The following is a 14,051-nucleotide window of genomic DNA, read 5'->3' on the forward strand; positions in this document are numbered from 1 at the left end:
AGGGTGCTTGCACCCGTGGCAATCCCATACATGGAGCATGTAAAGTTGCTATACCTTTCTCATGGCTGAGATTGCCGCGCTCGCGTTGCTCGCTCGCAATGACAAGGTTACCCGTCATTGCGAGGGCATTTATGTCCGTGGCAATCCCATACATGGAACAAGTACGGTTGCTACACCTTTCTCATGGCTGAGATTGCCGCGCTCGCGTTGCTCGCTCGCAATGACAAGGTTACCCGTCATTCCCATACAATGACAACGCCTGCCTGTCATTGCGAGGGTGCTTGCACCCGTGGCAATCTCTTGCATGGAGCAAGTAAAGTTGCTACACCTTTCTCATGGCTGAGATTGCCGCGCTCGTTTCACTCGCTCGCAATGACAAGGGTATACCGCATGAGATTGCCGCGCTCGTTGCACTCGCTCGCAATGACATAATAACCCGCATGCAATTATGTGTTTACGTAATGTCAAAAAATTCTTCGTAATCGATATCCAAAACGTACATAATGTTGAATAAATCAAAAATTTTCGGTTCGCGCCGTCCTTGCTCCCAATTTGCATAAGTGCTCGGCGGTATACCCAATTTTTCCGCAAAAGCTATTTGAGAAAGATTGCTTGCTTTGCGTAATCGGGCAAGGTGCTTGCTGAAATTTTGGGACACTGCGCCCGTGTATTTCATTCTTTCCGCTTCTATAAGTTGTTTAAGTTTGTTGTCCATATTTTTAGAAAGAGGGTTTGCCCGTCATTGCGAGGGTGCTTGCACCCGTGGCAATCCCATACATGGAGCAAGTAAAGTTGCTATACCTTTCTAATGAGGGAGATTGCCGCGCTCGCGTTGCTCGCTCGCAATGACAAGGTTACCCGTCATTCCCATACAATGACAACGCCTGCCCGTCATTGCGAGGGCACGCAGTGCCCGCGGCAATCCCAAACATGAAACAAGTACAGTTGCTACACCTTTCTCATGGCTGAGATTGCCGCGCTCGTTTCACTCGCTCGCAATGACAAGGGCATACCGCAGGGGATTGCCGCGCTCGCGTTGCTTGCTCGCAATGACGGGAAGGGCAACATTACGCTCGCAATGACGGGGAAAGAGTCAGTTGAATTTTCCGCGCAAACTTTCTACGTCAAACAGTTCGTTCGGCGACATATCCAATCTCTCGCAAAGAAACACAATTTGGTCGTAATTAAGTTCTATGTTGCCCGTTTCGTAGTCGCTGTAGTCGGGTTGATATTTTTTCAGTTCGTCAGCGAGTTGCTTTTGCGTAATATTGCGTGCTTTTCTTGCCTGAGCAAGATTTCTTCCGATTTGTTGCGCATTTGTAAGGCTCATTTTTTTGCTCCTTCAAAATTATAGGATTTATTACAATAAAACACTTGACATATAGGAGTTTTATCTATATAGTATAAGTATCGGAATTTAATTTATTCCGAATAAATCGTTTGGCGTAATATCTAAACGATTGCATAGATATACGATTTTTTCATAGTCAAGTTGAATTTTGCCTGTTTCGTATTCGCTGTAATCTGGTTGATATTTATGTAATTCTTTTGCAAGTTGAGTTTGCGTTATACCCATAGCTTTTCTTGCGGCGGCAAGATTTTCGCCTACTGTTTTAGCAATATTAGATGCAACTGTTCTTTTCATATTTGCAGTATAGGAGAAAATCCGCTATATATCCGTAAATATAGGAAATATTACTATCCACAATACTTAAGGAGTAAAAAATAAAAATGTCACTGTTTGATTTCAGATTTGAACTGCAAGCGCAATCGAGAGTAGTTTTGGAGCTTGACGAGCCGAGAGAGAGTATAACGTGGAACAGAATAGGGGATAACGACGTTTTCGAAAACGGGGAGTTAAATCAAGTATATTTCAACCCTTTGAGTTTGGAAGATTGCCGCCGTAACTTTTACAATTACAATATGTTCCGCATACTTGTGAGCTGCAGCGTTCGTAAAGACGAGAGCGAAGACGAATGGGAAGAATACAAAAAGCAACTGCTTGATTACATAAACGAAAATTTTGCGCTGTTTAACGAGGTAGTGAGCACAAAAATAGAAGACACGCCGAACGAAACAACATCGGCGTATGAGTTTTGGGATTTGGTTTCTTCGCGGCTTGGTATATCCAAACTATGGCGGCAAATATATTTGGGGCGGAAAAAGGTAGGAGATAAAGTAAAAAGTTATTTTGATTTTGAAAACTACTTACCCGAATTTGTGAAAAAGGTTGTACGTATAAACAAAAACGGATACGTGCTTAGGGTTGCCGACGCGAGCCGTTTGGAATACAAGCTCGGGCTGTTTTCATTGTTTCTTTTCTTGATGGGAGAGGAATGCGGCGTAATGGAACTTAAATGCCGAAAATACTACGAGTTGCATGCAAAATAAAAAAGACTTGCTTTATAAGCAAGTCTTTTGCTTTCTCATGCAAGAGATTGCCGCGCTCGTTTCACTCGCTCGCAATGACAAGGGTATACCGCATGGGATTGCCGCGCTCGTTGCACTCGCTCGCAATGACAACGCCCGCCCGTCATTGCGAGGGCATTTATGCCCGTGGCAATCCCATACATGGAACAAGAAAAGTTGCTACACCTTTCTCATGGCTGATATTGCCGCGCTCGTTTCACTCGCTCGCAATGACAAGGGCATACCGCAGGGGATTGCTTCGCTATGCTCGCAATGACAAGGACATACCGCATGAGATTGCCGCGCTCGTTGCACTCGCTCGCAATGACAAGGGCATACCGCAGGGGATTGCCGCGCTCGTTTCACTCGCTCGCAATGACAAGGGCATACCGCAGGGGATTGCCGCGCTCGTTGCACTCACTCGCAATGACAAGGGTATACCGCAAGAGATTGCCGCGCTCGCGTTGCTCGCTCGCAATGACAAGGTTACCCGTCATTGCGAGGGTGCTTGCACCCGTGGCAATCTCCTGCGTAATACCCGTACTATTCGCTTGAAAAATCGGGGCGGGCATGCTATACTTTACGTATAGGAGAGAGCGAAAATTTGAAAGCCAAAGAACGTATAAAAGAGCGAATAAAGCGCAACCGATACGGCAAAATGTTTTTGGAGCTATACGGCTTCAAAACTGCTGTTTTGGCGGTATGTTCTGCGGTAATAAATTTCGGGTTTGCGGTAGGAAACCTTGTGTGCGCCTTTGTTTACGGTTCTGCGTGGTATTACGCTTTTTCGGCATATTATTTCGCTCTCATAATCTTTCGTTTGGCGGTGGTGCTTGCCGACAACAAACTTGGCAAAAAATATGCCGAAGACGACAAAAAACACCTGCTCGCTCGCAACAGAATACAGCTTGCCGGCGGCATATATTTGGTGCTTGTTGAAATAGCAATGGCGGTGGGAATATCGCTCACTATAATATTCGGCAGACCGGCAAAAAGCGGCGAGATTATGGCTATAGCAACGGCGGCTTACGCATTTTTCAAAATAACTATGGCGTCGATAAATCTCGCTCGCGCAAAGCGGCACGGCGACCCCGTTGTGCAATCTTTGCGCAATCTGAACTTTGCCGACGCGTGCATGACCATGGCTTCGCTTACCGTGATACTGCTCGCCACGTTCGGGAAGAGGGAGGAGGCTCGTTTCGCAACCGTTATGAACTCCGCCGTGGGATTTGCCGCATGTTTGGCTGTGCTCGCGCTCGCCGTCTTAATGATTTCGGACGCCTTAAAGAACATAAAAAGACTTACGCGAAATTAGCGTAAGTCTTTTTGTTCGGGGGAGTTTGCGGTCAGTCGCAGTTTCTGCCTACGTCGGTGTTGTCGCAGGTGCGGCAACGCAGTTCTTTTACGGGATGTTGGGTTTCTTGGAAGCGGTAATCTTCGCCCGCCTCGGTGATATACTGCTCTATCACGTTGTGGCTTGCCACGCTTCCCGACGAACCGTTTACGGTATCGTTGTATTTGAAAAATTCGTAATTTTCGGGAACGGAGCACACCTCGGCATATTCCTCGAGCACGCTCGTGTTTTTAACGGTGTTTTTGAGTACGTCGCGCACATGTTTTTTGTTGTTTTCGATATTTTTGTTAAACGACAAAAGCATGGGGAATTCGCCTACGGGGATTACCTGTTGCCAATCCTTGCGCTCGTATTTTTTGAGCATGTTGGCGGCGGCGTGAAGGTGCGCTATTTCCATGTTGAAATGTTCTTCCCAAATATCGCGCACGTGCGAGTCGGTTTCGTCTTCCATCATGGAGTAGTAGAGGTAGCACTCGGCGTATTCGTGGCAAAGCGCCATTTCCATCCAGGTGGAGTTGGGGTCTATAAGGCTTTCGTACTGCGTTACGTGCTGTTCTTCTATCATGGCGATTTCGCTGTAGAGCCTGCGCCCCAGCTCGCTCTTGTGCGTTTGACCTATATTCATATAGTAGTTCATGGTTTGCTGTTCGGCGGCGGTGATTATCATGGTGTGCAGATTGGTGAGCATATCGCTCGACCCTATGGGCGCAAATCTGCGCACGTCGTCGAAGGGATAGCGGTGCTCGCTTATGGTGGGTCTGCCCGGCATTATCTCGGTGTAACTGCCAACGAGCCTTTCGCCGCGAATGCCTTCTTCCATTTCGAGCAGGTCGCTGTAGCGGTAAAGGTGGTCGAAATCCTCCAAAAGCGCAAAGTCGAGCGCGGCTTTCACGTAGGGGTCGGGGTCGTACTGCGCCATAATCGCGGTGAGGTCTACGGCGAGTTGTTCGTAAGAAATGGTGGTTTCGAGAGTGCTCTCGTCTATGGGCTTAAGCATGCTGATTTTCTTTTGCTGTTGCTGTTCTATGCGGCGGGTGAGAGCAAGCTCTCTGCGTATATCGTTGTTGTTGCAGTGCCGCGCAAAGTTGTGCAAAAACCATTGCGCTTCGAATTCGGTGCCGTTCATGAGAATTATGCGCACCTTGGTGTAGGGGTCTGCTTCGTTTTTGTCGTATGCCTTGGGGTAAAGTTTGTTCCAGTTACCGAAGCACTTGTTCATGGGCATCGGCTTGAGAGTGAAAGGGTTTAATGACATGTTTCGTCTCCTTGTTTTTGATACTCGGTAGTTTGCCCGAAAAAAGGTAAAATTATACAGCGTTCAAACGTGTCGAATATTCGCGAATTATGCCCGTTTCGGTTGACTTTTGAAGCCGCGAAGTCTATAATAAAAACTCGGGAGCTTTCCTTAAAAAACAAAGAGAGGGTATTGAAATGAAAATGATTTACGGCGTAAAAGACAAGCCGCCCGCAGGCAGACTCATACTGTTTGCACTCCAGCAATTGCTTGCTATTTTGGCGGCAACGATAACCGTTCCGATTGCGGTAAACGGCATTACCGGTGCGCAACCCGACAAGTTTTTACCTGCGAATTTGTCTACTTCGGCGGCGTTGGTGGGCGCGGGAATAGGCACGCTCGTTTACCTGCTGTTTACTCGTTTTCGCAGTCCCGTATTCCTCGGCAGTTCGTTTGCGTTTATAGAGTCTATGGCGGCGGCGTTCGCCGGCGGCGTTTCCATGTCGCTCGGATATCTCGGGCTTATCATAGGCGCGGTTTTTGCGGGGCTTGTATACGTTGTTATATCGCTTGCCGTTAAATTCGCGGGGACAAAATGGATAGATAAAATAATGCCTGCGGTGGTTATAGGACCTACCGTTGCAATTATAGGACTTTCGCTTTCGGGTAGCGCCGTGGGTAATCTTATGCAGGGCGGCATGGCCGTTGAATTTTCGCCTTACGCCGCGCTTGCATGCGGACTTGTCGCGCTCGGAGTAACTATAGTGTGTTCGGTATACGGCAAGAAAACTCTTAAAATGATACCGTTTATAATAGGCATTTTATCGGGCTATGCGCTTGCCGCAATTCTTACGGGAATAGGGCATGCGGCTAATGTAGACGCCATAAAACTTATAGATTTTTCGGCTTTCAAAAATATGAAATGGTATCCCGATTTTGCGTTCGTGGAAATTTTCAAAGGCAAGTTTACCGCCGATATAGGAATAGGGGCTTACATAGGAGCTATAGCGGTTGCATACGTGCCCGTTGCGTTCGTTGTGTTCGCCGAGCATCTTGCCGACCATAAAAACATTTCGTCTATAATAGAGCATGATTTGCTCAAAGACCCGGGGCTTCATAAAACGCTTCTCGGCGACGGTATAGGTTCGGTTGCGGGCGCACTCTTCGGCGGTTGCCCCAACACCACTTACGGCGAGTCGGTGGGTTGCGTGGCTATATCGGGCAACGCGTCGGTGCGAACTATATTCGTTACGGCTCTTATGGCTGTGGTGGTTGCGTTCATTGCGCCGTTCGTTACATTCCTTTCGACTATTCCGCCTTGCGTAATGGGCGGCGTGTGCGTTGCGCTTTACGGATTTATAGCCGTATCCGGACTTAAAATGGTGCAAAAGGTAAATCTGAACGATAACCGCAATCTCTTTACCGTTTCGGTTATTTTGGTTGCGGGCGTAGGCGGACTCGCGCTCACTTTCGGAAAGGTGACGATAACCAACGTTGCCTGCGCGCTCATACTCGGCATACTCACGAATTTGCTCGTGAACATAGGCAATAAAAACAAAGCGGTAAAAGAGGATAACGCCGAGGGTAGCGCAGAGGTACAAGACCAAACCGAAGAAATACCCGCCGAACAAAAAGCGGAAATGCCCGCGGACGAGGCGGCGGCTACGGAGGAAACGAAATAATGAAAGAATACAAAAACGTGCACGTTTTGAACCACCCGCTCATATGCCATAAAGTGGCGATACTGAGAGACGAGAACACGGGCACGAAACAGTTTCGCGAACTTATAGAAGAGATAACCACATTGCTCACGTTCGAGAGCTTTAATAACGTGCCCACCAAAACGGTGAAAGTAAAAACGCCGCTCGAAGAGTGCGAACAGCAAACGGTAGACGGCGAGATAGCCATAGTGCCCATACTGCGAGCGGGGCTGGGCATGGTGAGCGGAGTGCACACTCTTTTCCCTACGGCAAAAGTGGGGCACATAGGCATGTACCGCGACGAGCAAACGCTTCAGCCCAAAGAGTATTATTGCAAGCTCCCCGAGGGCATAGAAAAAATGCGGGTTATACTGCTCGACCCCATGCTCGCAACGGGCGGCAGCGCGTGCGACGCCATAGACCTGTTGAAGCGCAGAGGGTGCAAAGATATAAAACTCATGAACGTGATAGGCGCTCCCGAGGGTGTGGAACGTGTGGCGAAAGCTCATCCCGACGTGAACGTATACATTGCCACGCTCGATAGGTGCCTTAACGAAAACGGATATATTTTGCCGGGGCTGGGCGACGCGGGCGACAGGTTGTTCGGCACGAAATAGAATAACCCATATAAAATTTCACACCGCAAAATCAGCCTACGGTAAGCTATAGGCGGATTGGGCAAATTTTCAGTCGGCGTTTTTCTCAATCGGTTTATAAAGCGCAAATTTTTGATATACGCCGCGAATTTATAAAAGATTACGGTCGTCTGTTCTGCCTAAAAGGTAGTCGAGGCTCACTTTGAAATAATCGGCGAGAGCCTCGAGGTATATTAAAGAGGGCAAAGTTTTCTTGTTTTGCCACTCGTAGAAAAAGGTTTTTCCGAACGGCATTTTGTTTGCCAATTTGCAGTACGTAGTGCCTTTTTCCGCAACAAGTTCTTCTATGCGCGTATGGAAATCAGACGGGTTGTCGCTTTTGTCGAACTCCTTGCAATCCGTTTCGCCGAGTATATACCGTATGGATGCGCCGGCATAGTCGGCAAGTTTTATGAGCAACCGCAAACTCGGGATTATTCCGTAAGTGGCGGCGTTGTTTATCACAGAACCGCTTACGCCCACGAGCTTTGCAAATTCACTCTTTTTGCAGTCGGAGTCTTGTATGAGCGATACTATACGTTGTTGGAACGAGGTGGAAATACGTTTGTCTGCTTCTGCTGGTATTTTCGGCATAATTCTACATTTTCCTACAAAATTGTTAGTTCAGATAAATAGATTTTCTGACTTTATTATGATATGATATTTTCAAATACGGAAAGTACATATAAACACTTATATATACTAAATATTTACGAAGAGGAGAAATTTTATGCAGACCAACGAAACACAAACGAAGCAAGCCGATATTAAAAACGCTCTTTCCTCGCTTTTCGCGAACGAAGACTTGAACAATTACGCAATGGAAAACGCTGTGCTCGGGAAAATCAGTGCGGGCGACGACGTGCCCGTGCAAATCTACGCCAAAGAATTGAAACTGCCCGAAACACTGTTTTCGGAGCTCGAGTCGAACTCGGAGGGGAGGGCTATAGACGAAAACGGCAAACTGCGCGAAAATCTCGAGGACGAAAACTTTCGCAAAGATTTTTACACGTTCGGCATGAGCATAGTATTCGACAAAGCTCCCAAAAACTCGTACGATTTCGACGACGACGGACTGTTGCCGTTTAAGTTCGGGTTAAAAGAGTATTTGCTCGAATTGTTTCCCTTATTCGAACAAATTGCGGCTTATCCCATAGAGCACGACGCGTTCGATTTGATGCGTGCGGACTCGGAGCAAGCTCAAGAAAGCGTTTGCGCCTGCCGCGAGCTGATAGCGAATATCAAAATAAAAGGTATTAAGCAAGGCAAATGCGTGAACAAATACGTAAAAAGTTTTTCGCATATTCCGTACTTTGCTTGCAAACTGCTTACCGAAACCAAGGGCAAATTCGTTTTGAGCAACGCCGACGTACAGTCGCTTGACTATAAACTCGCGCTTTTATCGCTGTTGCCGTTTCGCAATCCCGAAAACGCGGCGTTGTTCGAACTTAAGGCAAAAGCATGGTTCGAAAAAAATTATCGATAAATTTTAACCGAAGCGAGAATTTCAAGCAAGTATTTTCGTATATAGATTGGAGCGAAAAGTGACCGGCAGACTCATTGAATTGATACGGCGACTTAAGCGGGGCGATAAAAACGGCTTCGAAGAGTTTTACCGCCTCACCAAAAGTGCGGTGTGGTATGTGATTTCGCGCAAGCTTTTCGACAGGCAAAAAGCCGAAGACGTAATGCAGGAAACCTACGTTAAGTTTTTGAATTCGCTTCAAAAGGTTGACGAAGAAGGCAATCCCATGGCGTATTTGCTTACCATAGCCAAAAACAAGTCGCTCGACGAGTACAAAAAAAACGCCAAAGAGCAACTTTCGGACGAGATGGAAGAGCATGGCGGCAGAGCGGATTTTTATTCGCCGCTCGCCGACTCGCCGCTTTTGTGCCTGTGCAAAGAAAAGCTCGCCGCGGAGGAATTCGAACTGCTCGAACTCACCGTTGTGTTCGGTTACAGGCGGGTGGAGGCCGCGAAAATGCTCGGAAAGCCCGTTTCCACCGTAAACAGGCAATACCACTCCGTTCTGAAGAAAGTTAAAAAACTGTACAAGGAGGCTTACGATGAACGCAGGTAAAAAGATACGTAAAGAATTGAATTGCGCCGCGCCCGACCTTGCCGACAAAATAGCCGAGTCGGTGAATTGGGACAAAATCGCCGCCGAAAATTCGACTGCGAAAAAAGAGAAGAAACCCTTCGAAAAATCGTTTGTATGGAGTTTGGCGGCGGCGTGTTGCGCAGTGGTTTTGTGTTTGGGCATATTGCTTCCCATCTATTTATCGGGCGGAGAGGGCGGCGGCAAACCTCGCGTTTCCGCCTATTCGGTAACGATACAGGTAAATCCGAGCATACGGCTCGATTTCGACGAGCACGATATCGTGACTCGTCAGTACGGGCTTAACGAAGACGGCGTTTTGTTTTTGCACAAAGAAAATTACGTGGGGCAAACGGTTGACGAGGCGACGGAGGCGGTGGTGCGAAAACTCGGAAAGCACGGCTTTTTGAAGGGCAACGCCGTGAAGGTGTGCGTTAAAGACGGCAAGGGAAACGACTACGACTCCAAGCAGAGCGCGGTTGCGAAAACCATGGAAAAATATCTTACCGCGCTCGGGAGCGGAAGCGTTTCGTTTTTGGACGAAGACGAGTTCAAAAAGCTCGAAGACGATTTCAAAGACAAAAATCTCGGAGAATACGAAAAATCACTGATAGAGCGTTACAAAAACACCGTTCTCGAACTTGCCAAAGAGAAAGAAGCGACTATGCGAAATTTGATTTCGCTCGTTTCCCCTTATGCGGAAAAAGACGGTAAAAAGCCTATACCGAATTTGCCGTGTTTATCCGAGCTTACCGGTTTTGCTCAAAAGTACGGCTACGAATACGATTTCGAAACGGATGAAATAACGGGCAAAGACCTGTACGAACTCATAAAAGACTTAAACAAAGAAATCGAGGACTTGCTCGAAGCCGTGGAAGAAATAGAAGATGGCAAGGATGAGGACGATTTCAAAGACCTTTTGAAAGATTTGTACGAGCTTGCCGAAGACCACTTGTTTGAAGAAGACTGAAAAATTTTTTGAAAATTTATATAAAAAGCGAGAATTTTTTCGATTGCGTTTCGTATATAGGGTAGATGACATTTTCGGAGGTACGAAAAAAATGAAAAAAGCACTGTCTTACATTTGTTCGGCGTTGATAGTCGCCGTGTTCGCTTTGGGGCTTACCGCATGCGCGAACGATAAACCGTCGGCGCAAAGAGTTTCTTCGCGCGACGTTTACGCGCTCAGCGCGATTTCGGGCGCGTCGTATTTGCGCACGTCGGGCGCGGCAAGCTCGAGCGTGCTGTACGGCTCTCGTTCCGCGCTTAATACGGGCGATAAAGCGGATAAGACCCGTCCGTCGACGATTACGGACGCCGACGTTGCGGGCATAAAAGACTGCCTTACCATGTTCGAAGGCATTTTGACGAGCGGAGTAAAGCAGACTGTTACCGAAAACAACGATACGGGCGAATATGCCGATTACGCTTTTGTAATGACTATGAACGTGCCTGACACGGCGGGCGGATACGAACGGTTCGTAATGTATTACAACGAGGTGGAAACCGAGACCGAAACGGAAATAAAGAACGGCGTGGAAGAAAGCGAAGTTTCCACCAAGCTCGATGGCGTAATGGTTGTTGGCGACGAAGCGTTTGACGTGAGCGGCGAACGCGAGGTGGAAAAAGAGGGCGACGAAATAGAGTCGAGCATAGAGTTTACCACCAAGAGCCGCACTCATTCCGATGATTTCGTTAAGGTAAGTCAGTCGGTGGAAAACGGCGAAATAGAATACGAATACGAGATATACAAAGACGGAAAGAAGATACGCGAACTCGAGGTGGAAATAGAGCAGGACGAATTCGGCGGCGCGGAACTTGAATTTTCGCTCAAAGACAAGACGGGCGACACGTTGAACAAGACCAAATACAAGGCGGAAAAGAAAGCGGACGAAGACGCGTTTGAAATAAAGTTCTCCACCGAAACGGCTACCGACTCCATCGTTGCCAAAAAAACCGAGGGCGGCTACGAATTCGTTTACTCGAACGGATTTACCGAAACGGTATAAATTCGTTGACAAATTCGTAAATCGGCGTTATAATATTTTCGAACCTGAACTCTAAGCGGACTTACGCTGAAAGCAAAGGGGAGAAACATAAGGTAAATTCACGCTCGGGCGCTTTGTGTTCGAGCGGTCGCCGCGCTACGGTGCGTGCGGCTGAATTATATATTACCGTTACTCCCCGCGGAGTAGCGGTTTTCTTATTTTATGCTGGGTAGCGGAGATAAAAATGATAGCTCTTGTGGGAATAATAGTACAAGACGAAAGTTCGGTTGAAAAGGTAAACGCGGTTTTGCACGATTACGGCGATTGCATTGTGGGCAGAATGGGTTTGCCGTTGCGCTCTAAGAGCATGAACGTAATCAGCATAGTGCTCGACACCGACTCGGGGCGCATAAACGCGCTTACGGGAAAGTTGGGGAGCGTGGGCGGCGTTCGCGCCAAAGCTCTTTACGGCAACGTATAGCGGCGCACCTGCGACTATTTTCCGTCATTGCGAGGAAACTTGTTTCCGAAGCAATCCCTTGCATGAGAAAGCAACAGTGGCTGTACAAGTTCCATGCCCGAGATTGGGCTGCTCGTTTCACTCGCTCGCAATGACATAGGCATGTGTACTTGTCATTGCGAGGAAACTTGTTTCCGAAGCAATCCATTGCATGAGAAAGCAACAGTGGCTGTACAAGTTCCATGCCCGAGATTGCCGCGCTCGTAAACTCGCTCGCAATGACGGTGTAACCGGCAACCGTGTCATTGCGAGCGGCGTAGCCGCGTGGCAATCCCTTGCATGAGAAAGCAACAGCTACTGTAATCAAACACATCTTAAAGGAGAAAAAACATGAAAAAAATACTTGCGGTTGTGATTTCCGCGTTGCTCGGATTGAGCGTGCTCATAGGGTGCAGTTCGGATACTCCGTCGGGCAAAGTGGAAGAACTCGAAGGGCTTAAAGGCAGAGTGGTTTACAGCATAGGGCAGGGCAACGTGCCCGATTTGGTTTTTCGTTGGTTGCTTAAATCGGCGGGCGTGGAATACGGCTTTTCGGACAAGGCGCAAGACGGAAAAGTGTCGCTCGCATACGTGGCGGAAGGCGCGGAATTTATAGGCGGACTTGCGGCGGGCAAGATGAATTACGGCGTGATAAGCGAGCCTGCGGCAACGCAGTCGCTCGGAAAAGCAGAGGGTGCGACTCGCATGCTCGATATACAAACGCTATATAAAAACGCGGCGAAGTCCGAAAAGGGATATCCGCAAGCCGCGCTTGTGGTTAAGAAAACTTTTCTTGCCGAGCACCCCGGCTACGTTGCGCAATTCGCGGCGGCGTTCGAGTCGGGCGCAAAGTGGGCGGAGAACGAACCCGCGCTCGCGCTTGCGGCAATCAAAAAGGCGGGAAGCACAACCGTGCCCGCTCTCACCGCGGAAATAGCGAAAGGTTGCAACCTCGGATTTACGCGGGCGGCGGACGTTAAGACCGACCTGTTGAATTTTTACGCCGCGCTCAACGAGGTGAAGCGCGAGGGCGAAAGCGGAGTGGCTGAAATGCCCGAAAACGAATTTTTCGCGGGTCAAATCTCGGGCGAGAGCGAAACGGGCGTATCGGCAAAAGTATACGTGCCCGACGGTGCGCCCGCGATAGGCATGGCGAAACTGATTGCCGACGGGTACGAGGGCGCGGAGTTTCACGTAGTGCCGCCCGCGCGGATAATGGAAAACTTTGTGAGAAACGCCGATATTGCGGTAATGCCCACCAACGCCGCGGCGATACGCTACGCCGCCGATAAGAGCATAATCATGCTCGGAGTAACCAATTTCGGCAGCTTGTATTTGATAGGCAGGGAATGAAAAGCAGAGCCGTCAAAAACGTAATATATACGGTTGCGGGTGCGGCGTTGTTTGTTGCGGTGTGGTGCGTAGCCTCCGCGGTTTACGGCAAGGAAACGATTTTTCCGTCGCCCGCCGTCGCGCTCGAGCGACTCGTGCAAGAACTCGCGAGCGCGTACTTTTGGCGCGGTTTCGCGCTTACGCTTTTGCGGTCGGTAATGGGATTTTTGTGCGCCTGCGTGCTCGCGCTTTTGTGTGCCTTTGCGGGCAAGGCTTTTTCGCCGCTAAGGAACGTGCTCGCGCCCGTAGTGGGCATACTCCGTTCGCTTCCCACCATGAGCGTTATTTTGTTTTTGGTGATTTGGACGAGCGGTTTTCTTACCCCCGTTATAATTTCGGGACTCGTGATATTTCCCGTGCTGTACAGCGGTATAGACGCCGCGTTGTGCTCTGTTCCGCGCGAACTCGAGGAAACGGCGCGGCTGTACGCCAAGTCGTCGGTATACAAGTTTTTTCGCATATATCTTCCCATGTCGGCGCCGCCCTTTCTCAAAGTGGCGGGCGGGGCGGCGAGCCTGTCGCTCAAACTCACCGTTGCGGCGGAGGTGCTCGCGCAAACGGCGGACAGCATAGGGTTTATGATGCAACAAACGCGCATAGTATTCGATATAGGCAAGCTCATGGCTCTCACCGTTGCGGTGGTGGTTGCCGCGCTCGCGCTCGAGTTTGCGGTGTATCTCGTGCGGAAATTGTTTGAATACGATTGAAGATATTTCTTTTTTACATATAAGGAAAAAGCAT

Annotated in this window: 17 protein-coding genes; 12 read left to right on the top strand and 5 right to left on the bottom strand. The window is 48.7% G+C overall.

What is annotated here, in order from left to right; genetic code table 11:
• Window positions 1-454: 454 nt before the first annotated feature.
• From NFR55_RS00115 to NFR55_RS00125, 3 genes are all read right to left on the bottom strand, one after another.
• On the bottom strand, window positions 455-715 hold the full coding sequence (locus NFR55_RS00115) for a helix-turn-helix domain-containing protein (RefSeq protein WP_251545109.1): 261 nt from the start codon (window positions 713-715) through the stop codon (window positions 455-457).
• Window positions 716-1,093: 378 nt separating this feature from the next.
• Window positions 1,094-1,330 carry a helix-turn-helix domain-containing protein gene (locus tag NFR55_RS00120; RefSeq protein ID WP_251545110.1) on the bottom strand — a complete coding sequence of 79 codons (237 nt, stop codon included), beginning with the start codon at window positions 1,328-1,330 and terminating at the stop codon, window positions 1,094-1,096.
• An 87-nt stretch (window positions 1,331-1,417) separates the two neighbouring features.
• Window positions 1,418-1,645 (bottom strand): helix-turn-helix domain-containing protein, encoded by a 228-nt coding sequence (locus NFR55_RS00125; protein WP_251545111.1) that lies wholly within the window; start codon window positions 1,643-1,645, stop codon window positions 1,418-1,420.
• Between the two features lie 86 nt (window positions 1,646-1,731).
• On the opposite strand from NFR55_RS00125, the gene NFR55_RS00130 reads away from it, so the two are divergent.
• The 3 genes from NFR55_RS00130 (at window position 1,732) to NFR55_RS00140 (ending at window position 3,724) form a co-directional block, all read left to right on the top strand.
• The gene (locus tag NFR55_RS00130; RefSeq protein WP_251545112.1) at window positions 1,732-2,391 is read left to right on the top strand and encodes a hypothetical protein; all 660 of its coding nucleotides are present in this window, start codon (window positions 1,732-1,734) and stop codon (window positions 2,389-2,391) included.
• 74 nt (window positions 2,392-2,465) lie between these two features.
• A complete protein-coding gene (locus tag NFR55_RS00135; RefSeq protein WP_251545113.1) occupies window positions 2,466-2,999 on the top strand; it encodes a hypothetical protein in 534 nt (177 codons plus the stop codon).
• A 14-nt stretch (window positions 3,000-3,013) separates the two neighbouring features.
• Entirely contained in the window at window positions 3,014-3,724 is a 711-nt protein-coding gene (locus tag NFR55_RS00140) for a hypothetical protein (protein WP_251545114.1), read from the top strand.
• Window positions 3,725-3,755: 31 nt separating this feature from the next.
• On the opposite strand, the gene NFR55_RS00145 is transcribed toward NFR55_RS00140, so the two are convergent.
• Entirely contained in the window at window positions 3,756-5,018 is a 1,263-nt protein-coding gene (locus NFR55_RS00145) for a hypothetical protein (RefSeq protein WP_251545115.1), read from the bottom strand.
• A 176-nt stretch (window positions 5,019-5,194) separates the two neighbouring features.
• Between NFR55_RS00145 and NFR55_RS00150 the strand changes: the two genes are divergently transcribed.
• Window positions 5,195-6,679 carry a uracil-xanthine permease family protein gene (locus NFR55_RS00150; RefSeq protein ID WP_251545116.1) on the top strand — a complete coding sequence of 495 codons (1,485 nt, stop codon included), beginning with the start codon at window positions 5,195-5,197 and terminating at the stop codon, window positions 6,677-6,679.
• The gene (gene upp, locus NFR55_RS00155; protein ID WP_251545117.1) at window positions 6,679-7,314 is read left to right on the top strand and encodes a uracil phosphoribosyltransferase; all 636 of its coding nucleotides are present in this window, start codon (window positions 6,679-6,681) and stop codon (window positions 7,312-7,314) included. The genes NFR55_RS00150 and upp overlap by 1 nt, the downstream gene beginning before the upstream one ends.
• A 129-nt stretch (window positions 7,315-7,443) precedes the next feature.
• Here the strand turns inward: upp and NFR55_RS00160 are convergent, their stop codons facing one another.
• Entirely contained in the window at window positions 7,444-7,926 is a 483-nt protein-coding gene (locus NFR55_RS00160) for a hypothetical protein (protein ID WP_251545118.1), read from the bottom strand.
• 136 nt (window positions 7,927-8,062) lie between these two features.
• Between NFR55_RS00160 and NFR55_RS00165 the strand changes: the two genes are divergently transcribed.
• The 7 genes from NFR55_RS00165 (at window position 8,063) to NFR55_RS00195 (ending at window position 14,017) form a co-directional block, all read left to right on the top strand.
• Window positions 8,063-8,818, top strand: a complete 756-nt coding sequence (locus NFR55_RS00165; protein ID WP_251545119.1) for a hypothetical protein — start codon at window positions 8,063-8,065, stop codon at window positions 8,816-8,818.
• 58 nt (window positions 8,819-8,876) lie between these two features.
• Window positions 8,877-9,413 carry an RNA polymerase sigma factor gene (locus tag NFR55_RS00170; RefSeq protein WP_251545120.1) on the top strand — a complete coding sequence of 179 codons (537 nt, stop codon included), beginning with the start codon at window positions 8,877-8,879 and terminating at the stop codon, window positions 9,411-9,413.
• A complete protein-coding gene (locus NFR55_RS00175) occupies window positions 9,400-10,401 on the top strand; it encodes a TM1812 family CRISPR-associated protein (RefSeq protein ID WP_251545121.1) in 1,002 nt (333 codons plus the stop codon). Before NFR55_RS00170 ends, NFR55_RS00175 begins: the two co-directional genes overlap by 14 nt.
• Window positions 10,402-10,492: 91 nt before the next feature.
• The gene (locus NFR55_RS00180) at window positions 10,493-11,440 is read left to right on the top strand and encodes a hypothetical protein (RefSeq protein WP_251545122.1); all 948 of its coding nucleotides are present in this window, start codon (window positions 10,493-10,495) and stop codon (window positions 11,438-11,440) included.
• Between the two features lie 223 nt (window positions 11,441-11,663).
• A complete protein-coding gene (locus NFR55_RS00185) occupies window positions 11,664-11,900 on the top strand; it encodes a TM1266 family iron-only hydrogenase system putative regulator (RefSeq protein ID WP_251545123.1) in 237 nt (78 codons plus the stop codon).
• 369 nt (window positions 11,901-12,269) lie between these two features.
• Complete coding sequence (locus tag NFR55_RS00190) at window positions 12,270-13,271, top strand: substrate-binding domain-containing protein (RefSeq protein ID WP_251545124.1); 1,002 nt, start codon at window positions 12,270-12,272, stop codon at window positions 13,269-13,271.
• Window positions 13,268-14,017 carry an ABC transporter permease gene (locus NFR55_RS00195; protein ID WP_251545125.1) on the top strand — a complete coding sequence of 250 codons (750 nt, stop codon included), beginning with the start codon at window positions 13,268-13,270 and terminating at the stop codon, window positions 14,015-14,017. The genes NFR55_RS00190 and NFR55_RS00195 overlap by 4 nt, the downstream gene beginning before the upstream one ends.
• The last annotated feature ends 34 nt before the right edge of the window (window positions 14,018-14,051 follow it).

Source organism: Pumilibacter intestinalis, from assembly GCF_943193005.1.
GTDB lineage: Bacteria > Bacillota > Clostridia > Christensenellales > Pumilibacteraceae > Pumilibacter > Pumilibacter intestinalis.

Excerpts from the sequence above, each read along its gene's own strand:
- NFR55_RS00115 (WP_251545109.1), bottom strand. The coding sequence starts at position 715 with ATGGACAACAAACTTAAACAACTTATAGAAGCGGAAAGAATGAAATAC.
- NFR55_RS00120 (WP_251545110.1), bottom strand. The coding sequence starts at position 1,330 with ATGAGCCTTACAAATGCGCAACAAATCGGAAGAAATCTTGCTCAGGCA.
- NFR55_RS00125 (WP_251545111.1), bottom strand. The coding sequence starts at position 1,645 with ATGAAAAGAACAGTTGCATCTAATATTGCTAAAACAGTAGGCGAAAAT.
- NFR55_RS00130 (WP_251545112.1), top strand. The coding sequence starts at position 1,732 with ATGTCACTGTTTGATTTCAGATTTGAACTGCAAGCGCAATCGAGAGTA.
- NFR55_RS00135 (WP_251545113.1), top strand. The coding sequence starts at position 2,466 with ATGACAAGGGTATACCGCATGGGATTGCCGCGCTCGTTGCACTCGCTC.
- NFR55_RS00145 (WP_251545115.1), bottom strand. The coding sequence starts at position 5,018 with ATGTCATTAAACCCTTTCACTCTCAAGCCGATGCCCATGAACAAGTGC.
- NFR55_RS00150 (WP_251545116.1), top strand. The coding sequence starts at position 5,195 with ATGAAAATGATTTACGGCGTAAAAGACAAGCCGCCCGCAGGCAGACTC.
- upp (WP_251545117.1), top strand. The coding sequence starts at position 6,679 with ATGAAAGAATACAAAAACGTGCACGTTTTGAACCACCCGCTCATATGC.
- NFR55_RS00160 (WP_251545118.1), bottom strand. The coding sequence starts at position 7,926 with ATGCCGAAAATACCAGCAGAAGCAGACAAACGTATTTCCACCTCGTTC.
- NFR55_RS00165 (WP_251545119.1), top strand. The coding sequence starts at position 8,063 with ATGCAGACCAACGAAACACAAACGAAGCAAGCCGATATTAAAAACGCT.
- NFR55_RS00175 (WP_251545121.1), top strand. The coding sequence starts at position 9,400 with ATGAACGCAGGTAAAAAGATACGTAAAGAATTGAATTGCGCCGCGCCC.
- NFR55_RS00180 (WP_251545122.1), top strand. The coding sequence starts at position 10,493 with ATGAAAAAAGCACTGTCTTACATTTGTTCGGCGTTGATAGTCGCCGTG.
- NFR55_RS00185 (WP_251545123.1), top strand. The coding sequence starts at position 11,664 with ATGATAGCTCTTGTGGGAATAATAGTACAAGACGAAAGTTCGGTTGAA.
- NFR55_RS00190 (WP_251545124.1), top strand. The coding sequence starts at position 12,270 with ATGAAAAAAATACTTGCGGTTGTGATTTCCGCGTTGCTCGGATTGAGC.
- NFR55_RS00195 (WP_251545125.1), top strand. The coding sequence starts at position 13,268 with ATGAAAAGCAGAGCCGTCAAAAACGTAATATATACGGTTGCGGGTGCG.